Genomic DNA, 18,025 nt, shown 5'->3' with positions numbered 1-18,025 from the left:
CCGATTGGATCGTCATTCCAATCGCTACGCTAGCACGAGTTTGGATCGGCGCTCCAACCGTGCGATGATCGGCACATGGCGAACCGAGCCCAGCGGCGCACGGACGGGCTGTCCAAGGAAGTGATCGTGCAGGCGGCGGCCGCGATCCTGGACGAAGGCGGCGAGGCCGCACTGACGTTCCGCGCGCTCACCGCCCGCCTGTCGACCGGCTACGGCGCGATCTACCACCACGTCGCGAACAAGAGCGACCTCCTCGCGGCGGCGACCGACGCCGTCATCGCCCGCGTCATGGGCGACGCCGTGGCCGGCGACGACCCGCGGGAAGCGCTGCGCACGGTGTCGCTGGGCCTGTTCGACGCGATCGACGCCCACCCTTGGGTCGGCGCCCAGCTGTCCCGGGAGCCGTGGCGGCCCGCGCTCCTGGAGGTCTACGAGCGCATCGGCCGGCTGCTCGAGGCGCTCGAAGTGCCCGAGCAGGCGTTGTTCGACGCCGCGGGCGCGCTGGTCAACTACGTCCTCGGCGTCGCCGGGCAGAACGCCGCCAACGCCCGGCTGCTCGCCGCCGACGAGGGGGACCGCGAGGCCTTCCTGGGCGCGGTCGCCGCCCGGTGGGCGGCACTCGACCCGGAGGAGTACCCGTTCGTGCACCGGGCGGCGACCCAGCTCCGGGAGCACGACGACCGCGAGCAGTTCCTCGCGGGCGTCGACATCTTCCTGGCCGGGATCGCCTCCCTGCGCTAGCGGACCGCTGTGGGCGCCCAGGCCGCGAGTTCCGCCCGGACCGCCGCCAGCTGGGCCGCGGTCGGCGCCGCCGCCGGTTCCGCGATCAGCGCGTAGTGCAGGCCCGGGGTCGCCGGCAGGCGCAGGCGGTCGCCCACCCGGGCCACCGAGGCCAGGTCCGTGACCACCGTCGGGGTCAGCCCGGCCGGGACGTGCAGCTCGGTCGGGGCGCCCGCGTCCGTCCCCTGCCACACGAGGACGCCGTACCGGCCCGCGCCGGTCAGCGCCGCGGTCGCCGGCATCGTCGACGGGATCCGGTTCCACGTCAGCGTTTGGCTGCCGTCGCGCGAACGGTCCTCGTACGTGAACGCCAGCGTGTGTCCCGCGACCGCCGCCGGGTAGAGGCGGTCGAGCAGGCGCGCGTCCTGGCGGAGCTGGACCGTGCCGTCGTCCGCCGTGCGGGCCGAGGAGAAGTCCTCGCCGTTCCAGGCGTCGCCGTCCGTCTTGACCTTGTCCGGGTTGTCGTTCATCAGCTCGTGGTGGCGGCCGCTGTAGATGTCCCACTGCCACTGCGTCGCCGAGAGCACCGGGCCCGACTGCGCCGGCTGGCGCCACCAGTTCGCGCCCGACACCCGCGAGTCCAGGGCCTGGTACATCGCCTTGTCCACGGTCGGGGTCTTGTCGGAGGTGTAGCCGGTCATCGGGTGGCCGAACTCGGTGACGATCGCCGTCGTGCCCAGCGCGGTCGCGCGGTCCCGGACCGTCCCGAAGCTCGCGCTGTACTGGCCGTCGCCCGCCTTGCCCGGCATGAACACGCCGGACTGCGCCAGCTGGTCGTAGAAGTGGGTGTTGAACACGTACCGCGGCCCCATGACGCCGGTGTCCTGGAAGCCGCCGGGGTGGAGCTGGAAGGAGATGTTGGCGTTCCAGAACATGTTCGGCTCGACGAACGCGGGCTTGTCCTGCCAGCCGGCGGAATCCATCGCGTCGCGGAACCGCTTGAAGAACGGCCACAGCACGTTCTGTTCCCACGCCTTGCTGTCCTGGCCCTGGTCGTACCGGCCGGCGAAGGGCTCGTTGTACGGGTCCATGCCCGCCACGCCCGCGAACTGGGCGGCGTTGAGGTTCGTGCGCAGGTAGGACATCGTCTGGACGGCCTGGCCGACGAACTCGTCCTGGACGCCGCGGGCGTTGTGCCAGAAGTCCTTCGTGGCGTCCTGGACCGCGCCGTTCTGGGTGATGTTCTGGCCCCAGTGGGCGCAGATGCCGCAGCTTTCCGCGGGGTAGCCGCCGAGGTCGACGACCCACTTCGGCGCGCCGTCGCCGGTGTACCAGCTGCCGCGGTTGAACAGGTAGCGGGAGAACAGGTCCTGGTGGAAGTCGGGCAGGACGGTGAACCCCTCGTCCAGGAACGCCTTCAGCTGGTCGGTCAGCTTCGCCAGGTACTGCGTGTTCACCGGCCCGCGCACCGGCTGCGTCCCGGCCCACGCGATCGGGAAGCGCACGGCGTTCGCGCCGGCGAGGGCCCGCATCGACTGCGCGGAGCGGCGTGCGTCGGCCGCGGTGGCGAACGGCAGGAAACCGTTTTCCGCCAGCTTCGTCTCCCCCGAGACGTTGAAGCCGCGCAAGACCACTTCGCGGCCGTACTCGTCGACGAAAGCCGAGCCGCGCACGGTCAACCGGTGCTGCGGAACGTCTTCGGCGACGGCGGCGGCGACCACCCCGGAGGTCATCGCCACGGCGGTGAGCAAAGCCACGAGCAGGCGCATGATGGCGGCCCCAAACGTGAAGGAGTTTCGCAAAAAGCTAGCGAGCCCTTCTCCGGTCGTCAAGGGCCGAACGGAGCCCGCTCAGGCCGCTCGCCGCTGCCACTGCTGGTTCGTCACGCCGGTGCACGGGTACTGCTTGACGGCGGCGCCGTCGGCCGTCGACGCGGAGACGACGTCCAGGCACTTGCCGCTGTGCCGGGCCACCCACCGGACGTACCCGCCGTCGGCCGCCTGAGCCTGCCACTGCTGGTTCGTGCCGCCGTTGCACGTCCACTGCACCGCCGCGGCCCCGTCCGCCGTCGAGCCGTCCGAGACGTCGAGGCACTTCCCGCTGTGCCGGGCGATCAGGTTGACGTACCCGTTGCCGAGGTCCAGCTCGCTCCACTGCTGGTTCCCGCCACCGTTGCACGAGTACTGCTTCAGCTGCACGCCGTCGTCGCGCGCCGAACCCGGGATGTCCGCGCACTTGCCGCTGTGGCGCGCTACCAGCGACTCGTACGCACTGCCGGTGCCGGCACCCGCGACCACACCGGTCGCCGCGTCGACACTCACCTTCGGGTACCAGCTCATGGACATCGTGGTGGCGCTGGGGAAACTCAGCGGCAGCCACACGTACCGGGACTCGTTGACCGGGCGGTTCCAGGCACCCGCCCAGCGGTCGCCGAGGTAGAGGTAGGAGGTCGCCTGCGAGCCCTGCACGGGCAGCACGTACGCGGTCTGGCTGCCGAAACCGGTGGAGTCGCCGACGTTCGCCAACCCGCTCCACGTGCCCGTGACGCTGGTGGCCGTCGCGTACTTCTGCTGGTTCGGCTGCCAGCCCGTGGCCGCCGAGGTGAGCATGAAGTAGACGCCGTTGCGCTTGAACATCGCCGGCGCCTCGCGGTACGAGCCGGGCCACAGCGTCCGCACCAGCGCCGCGACGCCGGTGTAGTCGGCGGTGAGCCGGTACACGTTGAGGTCGGCGTTCTCGCGCGCCGCGGACGCCATGTACGCGGTTCCGTCGTCGTCCTTGAACAGCGTGATGTCCCGCGACATGTGGGCACCGAGCGGGCGGAAGCTGCCGCGGTAGGTGTAGCCGCCGTCGACCGTCGAGGAGGTGGCGACGGCGGCGCGCGCTTCGGCGTAGTCGTCCCCGTTTTCCTTGTGCATCCACATCACGTACTGCCCGGTCGAGCTGTTGTAGAGCACCTTCGGCCGTTCGATCTTCGCCCGGCCCAGCTCCGCCGCCGACGACTGCGTCAGCACGTCGCCCCGGAACTCCCAGGTCTTCAGGTCGGTCGAGCGGTAGGCCGAGACGGCCCGGAAGGTGTCGTCGGCGTTGCGGTTCTCGCCGAACCAGTAGTAGTACGCGCCCACCTTGAGCATCCCGCCGCCGTGGGCGTGCACCAGGGCGCCGGAAGTGTCGGTGAACTGGCTCCCGTTGGTCACCGTCACCGTCGCGGCGCCCGCACCGGGTGCGCCGAGCAACAGAGTGACAAGCACGAGCACGAGCGAGGACAAGACCGCGCCACGTCGTCGTAGCATCACGGCTCCTTCTCAAGCGTGTCAGTAGCCGACGCGGAAAGTCGCGTCCTGCTTGTCCACAGTGGACGACGTGCTGCCGAGGGGGTCGATCCGCAGCACGTAGGAGTAGTGCCGGAGGTAGCGGTCCGGATAGTTGTGCGACCGGAACGAAGACCAGCTCGCGTCGGCGAGCCCCGCCGTCTGGTGGAAGGTGGCGTCCGCCTTGAACGTCGCCGAGCCGTCGTCGGCCGCCAGGTGCAGCTCGTAGTTGCTGTGCCGCAGGTACCGGCCCGGGTAGTTGACGGACTCGAACGAGACGCCGGTCGCGTCCGCCAGCCCGGGCACCAGCTTCCAGAGCTGGTCGGAGTAGGGGTCGAACGGATAGGCGTCGATGCGTCCGACGGAGTCCGCGTGCCGGACGTAGCGGTCCGGGAAGTTGTAGGACTTGAGCCGCCGCCATGCCGGGGCGCCCCACTGCGCGACGAGGGCGGACCGCTCCGCGGCCGTGATCGGCGTGATCCCGGGGTGCTTGGAGTTCAGCGGCTGCGTGTAGGCGCGGTCGTTCAGCAACGTCCAGTTCCCGGCGGCCACGTCGGTGGTCTCCCAGCAGAAGAACCGGCCGTTGGGGCTCCACGTGTCACCCCAGAGGTACCAGCGGTTGCCCGACAGCGCGGGCACGATCTGCGGCGCCTCCACCCCCCGCCCGGGTGAGATCCCCGTCTTGTAGGTGGTGAAGCTGCCGGGAGCCAGGGCCCCGGAGCGCTGGCCGACCAGGGTGCTGTTGGTGTTGTTCTTGACGTACAGGTAGTTGACGCCGCCGATGGTGGCCATCGTCCCGTCGATCGTCGCGTGGCCGGGGTCGAAGAACACCTGTGGCGCACTGACCGTCGCGAAATCGGTGGTGTAGTTGACCATGATGACGTCGTGGCCGCCGTAGGCCGCCGAGTAGATGATCGCGTACTGGTTGCGCGAAGGGTCCCAGAACGCTTCCGGCGCCCAGCTGTGCGTCGCCATCGAATGCAGCTTGATCCGGCGGTAGCCGGTGAACCCGCGCAGGTCCGCCGAATCCCAGACGTGGACGTACTGGTTCTGCAGCGACCAGTCGGTGCCCTTGAGATCGGTCGCCAGCACGACGAACCGGCCGTCCTGCTTGCGCAGCACGAACGGGTCGCGCAGCCCGCCGGTGCCGGCCGTCGGCGTCACCACGGGCTTGTTCTGGTTGAGCGGCATCCAGTCGAGGCCGTCCGCGCTGACCGCCAGGTGCAGCCCGTAGTCGGCCCCCGTCATCGACGGCGACTCGGTGAAGTACGCCATGACGTACCCGCCGGAGGCGGCCTGGGCGCGGGCCGCGGCCCTGCTGCCGAGCACGCCGGCGACCGCGGCTGCCGCCGTGCCCGCCATCAGTCCACGTCGACTGATCATCGTCCACCCATCTCGTCGTCGAGTACCGGGCAACAAACAGGATTGTTAGCGCTAACAAGCGGTCGTAGTGTAGGTGACGCGCGCCACAGGGTGTCAAGGGGCCGATCGTCGGACGCGGGACACCACCAGGCAAAACAGCCAATTGACCCCGCGGGGATCGGCAGCTATGTTAGCGCTCACTCCGCGCTCGGCGACCGTTCCCAGGTCCCGGAATCAGCCGCATCACCCTTTTCCCGCGCCGTCGGCGCCCACCTCCTGGAGAACCGGTATGCCCGTTCGACTCTCGGCGACGACGTCGTCGCCGAAGTTCTTCCGGCGGTTCCGCCCGCTGACCGCGGTCCTCGCCACGCTGGCCGTGGCCGCGGCGTCCACCACCGTCTGGGCCACTTCCGGCCATGCGGCAACGCTGGACGACGGCCTGGTCGTGCGCTACGACCTCACCGGCGGCTCCGGCACGACCGTGCCCGACGCTTCCGGCCACGGCCGCAACGCCAGCGTCAGCGGCGACACGACGTGGCAGGGCGACGAAGGCCTGCGCCTGGGCGGCACCAACGGGCATGTCCGGCTGCCGGACAACCTCATGCGAGGTCTCACGGACATCACGGTTTCGGTTCAGGTCAACATCGCCGCCGACCAGGGCACGCCGTATTTCCTGTGGGGCCTCGGCAACACGACGGGCGGCACCGGGAACGGCTACCTGTTCACCACGGGCGACTCCTACCGCGCCTCGATCGCTTCCGGCAACTGGTCCACCGAACAGACCGCCGACGCGGGACGCAACCTCTCACGCGGCAGCTGGCGCACGATCACCTACGCCCTCGGCGGCGGGACCGCGGTCCTGTACGAAGACGGGATCGAGGTCGCCCGCAAGACCGGCATCACGATCACGCCCGGCTCGATCGGCGGCGGCACCACGACCGCCGACTACCTGGGCCGCTCGGTCTACGATGGCGACAAGTACCTCAAGGGCAGCGTCCGCGACTTCCGCGTCTACGACCGCGCGGTGACCGCCGACGAAGCCCGCGCCCTCGGCGAGCGCACCGCCGCCGGGCGCGCGACGGCCGACGCGGCCGCCCTCGACCTCGGCGACACCTCGGCCGTCACCGACAACCTCACCCTGCCCAAAACGGCCGCCGGCGGCTCGGCCATCACCTGGTCGTCGAGCAACCCGGCGGTCGTGTCGGCGACGGGTGTGGTGACACGGCCCGCCCCCGGCGCCGGCAACGCGAAGGTGACCCTGACGGCGGCCGTCTCCTACGCCGGCCAGACCGCGAACCGCTCCTTCACCGTCACGGTGCCGCAGGACATCACCGACCGGCAGAAGGTCGACAACGCGCTCGCGGACATCGTCCTCCCCGACCAGGACGCGATCCGCGGCAACATCACCCTGCCGGTCAAGGGCGCCCGCGACGTCACGCTGACCTGGTGCAGCCAGGACCCCCGCGTCGTCACCGCCACCGGCGAGGTGACCCGGCCCGCGGCCGGATCGCGGCCGGCGAAGGCGCGTCTCACGGTTCGCGCGACGAAGGGTCACGCGACGGCGGAACGCTCCTTCACCCTCACCGTCCTGCCGCTGCCGAAGAAGGAGGCGCTCGAGGGGTACATGTTCGCCTACTTCACCGGGGAGGCGACCCAGGACACCGAGCAGATCCACTTCGCGGCCAGCCGCGGGAACGACCCGCTGCACTGGGACGAGCTCAACGGCGGCCGGCCCGTCCTGCGCTCGAACTACGGCGAGACCGGCGTGCGCGACCCGTTCATCGTCCGCAGCCCGGAGGGCGACCGGTTCTACATCGTCGCCACCGACCTGCAGATCAACGACGGCCGCGGCTGGGACCAGGCGCAGCGCCACGGCAGCCAGTACCTGGAGATCTGGGAGTCGGCCGACCTGGTGACCTGGTCGAACCAGCGCCACGTCCGCGTCTCCGACGACACGGCCGGCATGACCTGGGCGCCCGAGGCGACCTACGACCCCACGATCGGCGCGTACGTCGTCTACTGGGCCACCAGCCCCTACGCCCCCACGGACGTCAACCACACCGGCGCGACCTACCCGCGGATGATGTACGCGACCACCCGCGACTTCCGGACGTTCAGCAAGCCCCAGGTGTGGAACGACCCCGGCGAAGGCGTCATCGACTCCACCGTCATCAAGGACGGCGACTACTACTACCGGCTCACCACCGACGGCAAGGTCATCGGGTCCTGCGAGCGCGACATCGTGCTCGAGCGGTCGAAGAACCTGCGCGCGGTGGACCTGCCGACGACCAAGCCGCGCAACTGGCAGCTCGTCGACGACTGCATCCGCACGAAGCTCGGCACCGACTGGGTGGAAGGCCCGACGGCGTTCAAGTCCAACGACGGCAGCAAGTTCTACGCCTTCATGGACGAGACACCCCGGCGCGGTTACGTCCCGTTCGTCACCGACTCCCTCGCCAAGCCGAACTGGACGATCCCGGCCGAGTACCAGCTCCCGAAGAGCCCGCGCCACGGCACGGTGCTCCCCGTGACGAAGGCCGAGCTCGCCCGGCTGCGGCAGGGACCGCCGCCGATGACGGCCGACAAGAAGGGGGTCGTCGCCGACTACGACCTCACGGCGGCGGGCCGGGGCGACACCGTCACCGACGTCTCCGGGAACGGCCGGGACGCCTCGATGCACGGCGGCGTCACGCGCTCGGCGGACGGACTCGCCTTCGCGGGCAAGGACGGCTACGTCGCCCTGCCGAACAACCTCATGAGCGGCCTGAGCGGGATCACGGTGTCGGCGCAGGTGTGGGTCGACCCCGCCCAGCAGACGCCGTACTTCCTCTGGAACCTCGGCAACAGCACCGACAACACCGGCGACGGCTACCTCTTCGCGACCGGGGACACCTACCGGGCCGCGATCGCGGCCGGCAACTGGTCGACCGAGCAGAACACCGACAGCAAGCGGGCACTGTCCCGAGGCGCTTGGCACACCCTGACGTACACGTTGTCGAACGGGACGGCACGGCTCTACGACAACGGCGTCGAAGTGGCGCACAGGGACGGTGTCACGGCGAAACCCGGCGACCTCGGCGCGGGTATCACGACGTCGAACTACCTCGGGCGGTCGGCTTACGGTGCCGACAAGTACTTCCAGGGCAAGATGCGCCGGTTCACCGTGTGGAACCGCGGCCTGACGGCCCAGGAGGTGCTCGGTGCGCCGGGCAACGAGACGGCCGTCGGCTCGGTCACCCTCGATTCCCTCAAGGTGCCCGCGATCATCGACAGCGCGAAGGGCACGATCGTCCTGCCGGTGAAGCCGGGCACGGACGTGCGCCGCCTCGCGCCGGTGCTGCAGGTGGCCGACGGCACGCAGGTGTTCCCCCACAACGGTTCGCGGCAGGACTTCACCGGCCCGGTGGGCTATTCGGTCGTCGGCGCCGGCTGGCAGAGGCGGACGTGGACGGTCAGCGCGGTGGTGATGAACAGCCCGGTCCTGCCCGGCTTCAACGCGGACCCGAACATCGTCCGCTTCGGCGACACCTACTACATCTACGCCACGACCGACGGCTTCCCCGGCTGGTCGGGCACGACGTTCGACGCGTGGTCGAGCAAGGACCTCGTCACCTGGACGCGGCACCCGAAGATCCTCGACCTCGGGCCGGACGTCTCCTGGGCGGACAGCCGCGCGTGGGCGCCGACCATCACGCGGAAGAACGGGAAGTACTACTTCTACTTCTGTGCGGACGCCAAGATCGGCGTCGCCGTGTCGGACTCCCCCACCGGCCCGTTCACCGATGCGCTGGGCAAGCCGCTGATCGCGGCGAACCCGGCCGGCGGCCAGGCGATCGACCCGGCGGTGTTCACCGACGACGACGGGCAGACCTACCTGTACTGGGGCAACGGCGACGCCTACGTCGTGCCGCTGAACGCCGACCTGGTGTCCTACGACCCGGCGAAGATCACCCGCTTGACCGGCCTCGACGGCTTCCGCGAGGGGCTGTTCATGACCAAGCGCGCCGGCACGTACCACCTGACGTGGTCCATCGACGACACGGGCAGCGAGAACTACCGCGTCGGTTACGCGACGGCGACGAGCCCGCTGGGTGCCGGGCTGGTGAACCGGGGCGTGATCCTGGAGAAGGACCCGTCGCTCGGCATCCTCGGCACCGGTCACCACAGCATCGTCCAGGGGCCGGGCACGGACGAGTGGTACATCGCCTACCACCGGTTCGCGATCCCGGGTGGGGACGGCACGCATCGGGAAGTGACCATCGACCGGCTGCGGTTCGGTGCGGACGGGACGATCGCCAAAGTGCTGCCGACGCTGGGGAGTGTCCGGCCGCTGAGGTGACCGCCCACCCTGCCGGGGGAAATCGTGTCGATCAAGCGAACCGGATTCGCTTTCCGGCCGTATCCCCCAGTAGGACGGTGGACGACGGAGGGACGGCGACGTGGCGCGCGAAGGGACACTGATCGGTGATCGGTACCGCCTGCTCGGCCCGGCCGGGCCGAGCACGGTGGTCTGGCACGCCCAGGACGAACGGCTGGACCGGATCGTCGCCGTCAAGCCGCTGTTCGACGAGCCGCCCGCGGCGCCCGCCATCCCCGCGCCGCGGGCGGCCATCTGTGACGTCGTCGACGAGGACAGCACCACCTACCTGGTGCTCGAGTACCCGGGGGCGCGGACGCTGACCGAGCTGCTCGACGAGCACGGCACGCTGGCCCCCGGTCTCGTCGCCCGGTTCGGCGCCCAGCTGGCCGCGGTGCTGGCGGCCGCGCACGACGAAGGCGTCCTGCACGCCGCCGTCGACCCGGACCACATCGTCATCTCCGCCGACGGACACGCCGGGATCGTGGCCGGGGCGACCGGCTCGCGCGCCTACCACGCCCCCGAGGTGCTCGACGGGGGCTTCCCCGACTTCCCGGCGGAGGTGTACTCCCTCGGCGCGACCCTCTACGCCGCGCTGCAGGGACGACCCGGCGCCGAGCACACGCCGGCGCACCACCCGGTCGCCGAGGCCGTGCTCCGGCTGTTGCACCCCAACCCGGCGGCCCGGCCCACGATGGCGGAGGCCGAAGAACTGTTCGACAGCTCCTTGCCCCGCCGTCCGGGCTCGCGGGACGACGGGGCGAGGCGGACGCTCGCGGGCGACTACCGCTGCGTGTAGACGAACCCCACCTTGTCGACCTCGTCGCCGGTGCGGCCGTGGAAGCCGGCGATCTGCCAGCCGTCCGGGGCCGTGCGGGTGACGCAGTCGCCGGTCGTCGAGCCGCCGGCGAGGACGCGGCCGAGGTTGGTGGTGAACCGGGCCGAGAAGATCCGGGTCGTGTTGCTGTACTTGCCCTGGCACAGGCTCGCCGTCGTGACGTACTCGCCGGTGCCGAGCGTGAGCGACGCCGCCGTCCCGCCCGTGCCGCCGTGGGTCAGGGTGGTGCCGTTCTCCAGGGTCACCCCGAGCTGGTCGACGCGGGAGCCGCTGCGCAGCGAGAGCGTGCGCACCCGGGCGCCCGCGGGCACCGCGGGGACGTCGGTGAAGTAGTCGCCGTGCGGCCCGCCGTACTGCTCCGACAGCCGCAGCGCCGGGTTGCGCGTCCAGTCGAACCGCACGGTGATCGGGTCGTGGTCGGACAGCATCTTGCCGTCGCCGTCGAGGAACTTCGCGTGCTCGTTGTTGTAGAAGGTCGCGTCGAGCGACACGAGCTTGCTGCTGCGGTAGAGCACCTTGTCGACGACCTCGCAGTCGTTGGTGACCACCGGTTCGCACAGCAGCGCCGGGCTGCCGGGCGCGGGGGCGACCCCGCCGCGCACGAGCTTCACCCACGCGTCGGTGAGGCCGTTGTCCGCCCCGAACTGGGCGATCGTGTCGGCCGCGCGGGTGTAGCGCGTGTTGGTGTCACCCATGACGACCACCGCGTTGCCCGCCGAGTGCGACCGGATGAACGCGGTCAGCTGCGCCAGGTTCGACGCGCGCGAAGCCTCGTCGCCGTCGTTCGTCCCGGCGTTGGTGTGCGCGTTGTAGAAGTCGACGTACACGCCCTCGGCCAGCCGCACCCGCATGAAGGTGAAGCCCTTCGGGGTCAGGCAGTCCCCGGAGTCGAGCTGGCAGGACGTCCAGCGGACGCGCTCGAAGTCATCGGTGTCGTAGGGCAGCGAAGACAGCGTGTTGAGCCCGCTGCCGATGCCCGCGCCGCCGCTGGTGGGCGTGCGGTACGGGTGGTTGTCCGCGGCGTAGAGCTTGGCGTGGTAGTTGAAGTCCTCCTCGACGTGCACGATGTCGTAGGGAGCGATCCGCTGCCCGATCGCCGTCGTCGCGGGGTCACGCGGCGTCGGTGCGCTCGAGATGCTCTCGGGCAGGCCGGCGACGTTGTAGCTCAGGACCGAGAAGCTGCCGCTGCCGTCGGCGGCGTGCGCGGCCGCCGGACTGACCACTGTGGACACCGCGGCGGCGAGCGCCAGCACGGCCAGGTGTTTCTTCACGAGAACTCCCGCAGGATTCGGACGGACAAACCGGTGGACGTGTACCGCGGAACCACCCGGTACCCCGGGCGGTCGGCTCGGATGGCGGAGAACCGGCCGCGCAGCCGCCCGGCGCACAGCACGTCGACCTCGTGCCACGGGCAGGAGCCGTCGATCCGGAGTTCCAGGACGCCGCGCTCCAGCGTGGCCTCGCCGCGCACGAGCACCGCCGGTCCGGCGGTGACGGACAGCGTGCCGCCGCTCTGGTGGTAGCCGCCGGCCCGGAGGCCGGACCCGCGCAGCGCACCACCGGCGAGTTCGACGTCGCCGGTGCCCAGCGCGCCCGGCGTCGCCGCGACCAGCGTGCCCGCTTCGACGCGGGTGCCACCGCGGTAGCTGTTGGCCCCGGCGAGCGTCAGCGTGCCGGTGCCCGCCTTGACGAGCCCACCGTCGCCGCCGATGTCGTTGCGCCAGCTGTCATCGGCGCTGAACCCGCCGCGCGTGGCGTCCATCGTGACGCGGACGCCGGCGTCGAACGCGCCGTAGCCGTCGGCCGCGGCGAAGAGGTTCAGCCGTCCCCAGAGCTCGGGCCCGTCGAGCAGCGGGTGCCCGGCCGGGAACGCCGTCGTGCGCAGGACTTCCCGCCGCTGCGCCGCGTCGAGGTACGGCAACCGCGTCTCGAGGAGCACCTCGGCGCCCTTCGGCACCCGCATCGCGGCGCGCGTGGGCCGGTCCGGCAGCCCGTAGGTCGCCCGCCGCGCGACCATCGCGGCGTTCGCGCGGCGGTCGCCGTATTCGTCGGCGCCGGTGTGCGCCCGGGCGAACAGCGTGTCCGCGGTCGTGCCGGTCTTCGCGGTGAAGTACTTCAGCGCCTGCTCGCGCGCCGCCGCCTTGAGCGCCGCGTTCTCCGGGTCGGCCAGCGTCGCCGCGGTGAGCGCGGTGGCCAGGGTCCGGCCGCCGATCACGTCGACCGGCGAGTGCATCCCGGCGACGATCCGCGTGTCGGCCAGGTCGTAGGCGCGCGCCACCAGCTCCTGGAACCGCTCCGGGACCGCGTAGGCCAGTGCGAGGCAGGCCAGGTGGAACGCGTTGGTGTGGCCGCTGGGGAAGCCGCCGTCGTCAGCCGGGTTCGTGCTGCGCTGCCGCAGCAGCTGCGGTGCGACGACCACGTCGGACCGGTAGACCGGGAACCCGAGCGCGTCGGTCCGGCCGGTGTCCTCGACCCGGCTGTCCGCGGTCAGCCGCCACGGCCGCGGGTACTGGTAGGCGGCCTTGCTCGGGTTGCCCGAGGCGAAGGTCCCGCGGACGGTGTCGACGAGCGTGGCGACCAGGCCGAGTTCCGAGTCGTGCGCACCGGCGCCGAGGGCCGAGCCCGCCGGGGCGTTCGCCGGGACGGCGTCGTCGATCTTGGCCGGCGGCGTGCCGTCGGGCGCGGCGGTGATGCTCGTGACGGCCTTGGCGCCGCTGCGGTAGAGGTCGGCAAGGGGGCCGAGGCCGCCGATGGCGGCGTAGGACTGGTGCTGGCGGTCGTAGACGAAGGCGCGCTTGGCTTCGGCGTCGGTCCGGTAGCGGGTGACGGCGACGCAGTGCCGGACGTTCGCGCGCAGCACCGCCGCGTCGAGCACGACGCCACTGTCCCAAGTGGATCCGGCACGCCAGATCCGCTGCATCCCGCTCAGGATCCGGACCGCGGCGTTGGTCTCCGGGGTGTGGTTCGCCGGGACGTTCGTGCGGTAGGTGTCGACGAAGGCCGTCGTCTCCTCCGCCCACGCGGGCACGCCCAGCACGGCGGGCATGGCGGCGACGGCGGGCACGAGCGCGGACCAACGCAAGAAGGTCCGCCGGTCCAAGGGCGCGAGGCTCAACTGGTTCTCCTGGGAAGGCCCGCGTGGCCGGAAAAGCGCGCGGGGAATCGATGCGGGAATGATCAGCGCCGGGCGGCCCCCCGGTCAAGGAGCGTCCGGAGTAATTCGCCGGGCAGTAACCTGATCTTTTTCGGGGGTATCACGAATTCGACGAATTCACTCGATCCGGACTTCGACGGCGGGGCTGTACACGAGCCGCCCGTGGGCGGTCACGCGGACGAGCACCCACCAGTGCGCCCCGCGCCGGGCCGGGTGCCCCGCGCGAACGGTGATCGCCGTGGTGATGCTCGCGCCGGCCTCGAGCCGGAACGGCTGCGCCCGCGGGCCGATCGCCAGCTCACCCGCCCAGGTGCCGAACGGGCTGATCACCGCGATCCCGCCCCGGATTTCGCTCTGGGCCAGGTTCGTCAACGACACCGGCAATTCGGCGCCGCCGCCCGGCCCGACGGTGATCGGTCCGGGCCCGAGTTCGACCTCGACCAGGTCGTCGCGCGACGGCGGCGTCCCGATCAGGATTTCCGCCGTGTCTTCGAGGATTTGCCCGTGGTCGCCGGTGATCCGGGCGGCGAGCAGGTAACGGCCGGGCGTGTCGGGACCCCGTACCTCGACCGTGGTTCTCGCGTGCTCCCCCGGCTCGAGGTCATAGCCCAGGTCCGGAACCGGCTCGGTCCGCCAGCCCGGGGGCAGCTCGAGTTCGACACGGCCGCGAGCCGGACGGCCGCTGCAGCTCACCGTGACGTCCAACCGGGCCGGCCCGTCGTCGAGCGTCAGCCGGGTCGGCGTCACGTGCACGCTCACCGGCAGGTTGCCGACCGGTGCCGGCCCTTCGTTGTGCAGCCAGTACCGGGTGTGCACCGGCTGCACGGGTTCGGTGGCGACGGCCCGGCCGGTTCCCATGCGGGTGGCGGGTTCCAGTCGGAGGGTCGCCACGTCCGCGGCACCGAGTTCGACGCGGGCGCGTCCCTCGTCGACGTCGACCGGTTCGCCGTTCTCCTCGAGGAGATCGGTGCGCCAGGCCGCACGAATCCCGCCGTGCAGCGCGATCGACGCCGTGGCCGGGGACCCGGTCGATTCGTACACGCGCAAGGTGATCGCGTCCGACGGACCGATCACCGAGCCCGAGGCGAGCGGGTTGCCCGCGGGTTTTGCCGCCGTCAGCACGACTTCGGCGGGTTCGACCGAGATCAGGCTCAGCGTGGGCGGCAGCGCGCCTTCGGTGGCGGAAACCTGACGGGTCTGAAGCGGGTGCGCGGTTTCTTGCGCGCCACGGGGAAAACCGGCGGCCCGCCAGTCCCCCTCCCCGGCGACGATCGAGAAATCGAACGTGTGGGTCCAGTGCTGCCAGGCGAAACTCGAGCCGTCCGGCGCGGTCCGGCGTTCGCCGTCGATCCACACCCCGCTGGGCCAGCCGCTGCACGAGCGCATCAGCGACAGGTGCAGCGTGCCTTCCGGGTCCACGACGAACCCGGGCGTGCCGTGGTTGACGACCGCGACGGAGTAGTCGTCGGCGGGCTCGGCGGTGCCGGCCAGCCCGCCGGGGACCCGCACGTCGAGGGTGGCCTCGGCGCGCAGCTCGGCGACGGCGGCCTTGACGTCGTCGATGATCACCACCGGCAGGTCCCGCGGGCCTCGGAGATCGGCGTCGGGGACCCAGGCTTCAAGCCGGGTCCGGGTCGCCGGGACGAACACCCGGCCGTGGCGTTCCAGGGCGGCCCGGTACCCGGGCTCGGCGGAGGCGAGGACTTCGGCGGCGAACGGGTTGTCCGCGCCCACGACGATCCGGACGTCGGGCAGGTTCGAGTCGGCGTCGAGGGCGCCGTAGCGCGGGCCGCCGGGGCGGGTGCAGGTCGCCGTGACGCCTTTCGCGGCCAGCGCCGCGACCAACGCCCGGACCTCGAGCCCGGGAGCGAGGGGCTCGACCACTTCGGCGACGCCGATGGCGTGCGTGGCCCGGGCGCCGTCGTCGCGGACGAGCGCGATGCGGGCGGTCGCCGAGAGCCCGGCCCAGGTGTGGGCCGGGGTGTCCAGCGTCCAGAGGTGCTCGGCCGCGTCGACGTCGGGAAAGCCGGCCGAGCGGCCGATCGCGCCGAACCCGACCTCGGCGACCGGGAGCGCGCCGGGGACGTCGAAGTCGAACCGGGCCCGCAGGAGCCGGTCCTGCCCCAGCGAGCCGTCGACCTCGGTGCGAACGTCCACTCGGGACACTCCGCGCCACAACGTCGTACGTTGGGTGATCCGCAGGTCGTCCAGCGTCGTGGTCGCGACGAGCCGTTCCCCCAGCGGGCTGGTCTCGACGACGACTTCCGCCGCGCCGGGGCCGTGACCAGGTCCCTTGGGCAGCAGGTGCCACGGCCCTTCGCCCCACACCGGGTGCTCGGCGTGCTCGTCCTGGACCACCAGCCCGGCGGCGAGCCCGCCGTCCCGCAGCAGTTCGCGGCCGGTCCGCCGGTCGTGGACGCGCTTGAGCGCACCCCCGCGCGCCGGATCGGCTTCGACGGCGAAGACGTCGTTCTCGATCGTGAGCGGACCCGGCCGGACCGTCCAGCCGGGCGGGACGGTGGCCGCGTCGACGACCCGGTAAACCCGGTAGCCGAGTGCGGGCACCGCGGAAGCGAGGAAGGTCAGCGTGATTTCTTCCAGGGAGCCGTCGGGGTGCCGCACGACCGCGTCGGTGACGGCGGGGACCGGGCGGCCGTCCGGATCGACCACCCGCGCCCCCGTGGTTTCCGGAGTCACGGTCACCGACGTCACCGCGTCCCGGGCCCAGGACAGCGTGTTGAGCACGAAGACGGCCACGCCGTCGCCGGTCGTGTCGGCGTGGCGGGCCACTTCGGCGATCGCGCCTTCGAGGACCTCGCCGCCGCGTTCGGCCGCTTCGCGCCAGCCGGTGAGCAGATCGAGGTAGACCTGGTCGGACTCGGTGCCGGTGATCGCGTCGTGGTGGGCGCCGTAGACCAGCTGCCGCCAGGCTTTGTCGAGGGCTTCGTGGGGGTAGGGCGCGCCGAGCAGGGCGGCGAGGGTGGCCGCCCGCTCGCCGTCGAGCACCGCCACCTCGGCCGCGCGCTGGGCCTGCTTGGTGTCGATGTAGGAGACGTCCTTGCCGGTGTAGACCGGGTTCATGTCCCGGGTCTGCACGCTGATCGGCGTGCCGCGCGCCGCCGCGTCCGCGCGGACCGCGGCGAAGAAGTCCCGGGGCAGGCCGACGACGAACCGCGGCCAGACGTACCGGGCGTTCCAGGTGCGGTGGATCTCGGTGCAGAACCGCGAGGGGATGTTGTGGTCGTGCCCGACCGGCAGCAGCACGTTGCGCGTGGCGGCCACCTGCCGCAGCGTGCTGAACTGCCGGTAGGCCTCCTCCATCGCCTCTTCGAGGGTGTCCTGGCGCTCGATGCCCCAGCCCGCGACGTAGTGGTCGGCCATGTAGGCGGTCAGCAGGCCCCGCCCGCTCGGCGAGATCCATTCGAACTCCGACGGGAACTGCATCCGGCCGATGTCGCCGGTGTGCCGCTTTGCCCCGACGTGGTGCCACGGCCCGCGCGCCCAGGCACTGGACTCCAGGCCGGCGTCGGCCATCAGCCCCGGGTAGGCCGGGTCGTGGCCGAACACGTCGAGCATCCACGCCGAGCGCGGGTCGCCGCCGAGGACGTCCCGCTGGTAGCCGACGCCGTAGACGGCGTTGCGGATCGTCGATTCCGGGTGGGTCAGGTTCGTGTTGGCCTCGTTGTAGTTGCCGCCCACCAGCTCGATCCGGCCGTCGCGGAGGAACCGCCGCAGGTCCTGGCGGTCGCTGGGGAAGGTGTCCCAGTGCGGTTTGAGGTAGTCGACCTCGGCCAGCACGAACCGGTAGTCCTCGTCGTCGCGCGCGGCTTCCAGGTGCGCGCGGACGAGGTCGAACGCCGAGCGCTGGAAGTTCATCCGCTTCTCCTGCGCCAGCGGCAGGTCGAGCCAGGTGTCGGTGAAGCCGGCCTGGGTGTTCCACCACACCGGGTCGTAGTGGAAGTGCGACACCATCCACATCGTCCAGCCGGTCTCCGCGACGACGAGGTCCGCCTCCGCCGTGACGCGCTGCCCGGCCGACTCCGCGACCACGGTGACCCGGTGCTCGGAGCCTTCCGGCGCCTGGAAGACGACGCCGACTTCCACGGTGACGCCGTCCGGGTGGACGTCGGCGGTGACCGGGTCCGGCGTGGACACCCGCTTGCCCTCGACCCGCACCCGCACCGGCGCCCGCGGCCCGGCGAGGGTCACCCGGACCACCTGCCGGGCCGCGGCCGCGGAGCCGACGAACAGATCGGTGCCCCGCACGGCGGTGATGCGCACGC

Annotated in this window: 9 protein-coding genes; 3 read left to right on the top strand and 6 right to left on the bottom strand. The window is 71.5% G+C overall.

The window, feature by feature from the left end:
- The first annotated feature begins 75 nt into the window (after positions 1–75).
- Complete coding sequence (locus AB0F52_RS44700) at positions 76–741, top strand: helix-turn-helix domain-containing protein (RefSeq protein WP_360184425.1); 666 nt, start codon at positions 76–78, stop codon at positions 739–741.
- On the opposite strand, the gene AB0F52_RS44695 is transcribed toward AB0F52_RS44700, so the two are convergent.
- From AB0F52_RS44695 to AB0F52_RS44685, 3 genes are all read right to left on the bottom strand, one after another.
- The gene (locus AB0F52_RS44695; protein ID WP_360184422.1) at positions 738–2,489 is read right to left on the bottom strand and encodes a cellulase family glycosylhydrolase; all 1,752 of its coding nucleotides are present in this window, start codon (positions 2,487–2,489) and stop codon (positions 738–740) included. The two genes, AB0F52_RS44700 and AB0F52_RS44695, sit on opposite strands and share 4 nt — an antisense overlap.
- A gap of 81 nt (positions 2,490–2,570) precedes the next feature.
- Complete coding sequence (locus tag AB0F52_RS44690) at positions 2,571–4,013, bottom strand: RICIN domain-containing protein (RefSeq protein WP_360184420.1); 1,443 nt, start codon at positions 4,011–4,013, stop codon at positions 2,571–2,573.
- Positions 4,014–4,034: 21 nt separating this feature from the next.
- Positions 4,035–5,414: a glycoside hydrolase family 43 protein gene (locus AB0F52_RS44685; protein ID WP_360184417.1), complete on the bottom strand. Its 1,380-nt coding sequence runs from the start codon at positions 5,412–5,414 to the stop codon at positions 4,035–4,037.
- 268 nt (positions 5,415–5,682) lie between these two features.
- On the opposite strand from AB0F52_RS44685, the gene AB0F52_RS44680 reads away from it, so the two are divergent.
- Positions 5,683–9,732, top strand: a complete 4,050-nt coding sequence (locus tag AB0F52_RS44680; RefSeq protein WP_360184415.1) for a family 43 glycosylhydrolase — start codon at positions 5,683–5,685, stop codon at positions 9,730–9,732.
- Between the two features lie 100 nt (positions 9,733–9,832).
- Positions 9,833–10,549 (top strand): serine/threonine protein kinase, encoded by a 717-nt coding sequence (locus tag AB0F52_RS44675; RefSeq protein WP_360184413.1) that lies wholly within the window; start codon positions 9,833–9,835, stop codon positions 10,547–10,549.
- Here the strand turns inward: AB0F52_RS44675 and AB0F52_RS44670 are convergent.
- From AB0F52_RS44670 to AB0F52_RS44660, 3 genes are all read right to left on the bottom strand, one after another.
- Positions 10,534–11,859 (bottom strand): jacalin-like lectin, encoded by a 1,326-nt coding sequence (locus AB0F52_RS44670; protein ID WP_360184411.1) that lies wholly within the window; start codon positions 11,857–11,859, stop codon positions 10,534–10,536. The genes AB0F52_RS44675 and AB0F52_RS44670 overlap by 16 nt on opposite strands.
- On the bottom strand, positions 11,856–13,703 hold the full coding sequence (locus AB0F52_RS44665; RefSeq protein ID WP_360184408.1) for a phosphatase PAP2 family protein: 1,848 nt from the start codon (positions 13,701–13,703) through the stop codon (positions 11,856–11,858). The genes AB0F52_RS44670 and AB0F52_RS44665 overlap by 4 nt, the downstream gene beginning before the upstream one ends.
- Before the next feature lie 156 nt (positions 13,704–13,859).
- Positions 13,860–18,023, bottom strand: a complete 4,164-nt coding sequence (locus AB0F52_RS44660; protein ID WP_360184406.1) for a glycoside hydrolase family 38 C-terminal domain-containing protein — start codon at positions 18,021–18,023, stop codon at positions 13,860–13,862.
- Positions 18,024–18,025: the final 2 nt, after the last annotated feature.

It is taken from the genome of Amycolatopsis sp. NPDC024027, assembly GCF_040638975.1.
GTDB lineage: Bacteria > Actinomycetota > Actinomycetes > Mycobacteriales > Pseudonocardiaceae > Amycolatopsis.
This window is presented reverse-complemented; position numbering and strand designations above follow the sequence as displayed.

Excerpts from the sequence above, each read along its gene's own strand:
- AB0F52_RS44685 (WP_360184417.1), bottom strand. The coding sequence starts at position 5,414 with ATGATCAGTCGACGTGGACTGATGGCGGGCACGGCGGCAGCCGCGGTC.
- AB0F52_RS44695 (WP_360184422.1), bottom strand. The coding sequence starts at position 2,489 with ATGCGCCTGCTCGTGGCTTTGCTCACCGCCGTGGCGATGACCTCCGGG.
- AB0F52_RS44690 (WP_360184420.1), bottom strand. The coding sequence starts at position 4,013 with ATGCTACGACGACGTGGCGCGGTCTTGTCCTCGCTCGTGCTCGTGCTT.
- AB0F52_RS44700 (WP_360184425.1), top strand. The coding sequence starts at position 76 with ATGGCGAACCGAGCCCAGCGGCGCACGGACGGGCTGTCCAAGGAAGTG.
- AB0F52_RS44680 (WP_360184415.1), top strand. The coding sequence starts at position 5,683 with ATGCCCGTTCGACTCTCGGCGACGACGTCGTCGCCGAAGTTCTTCCGG.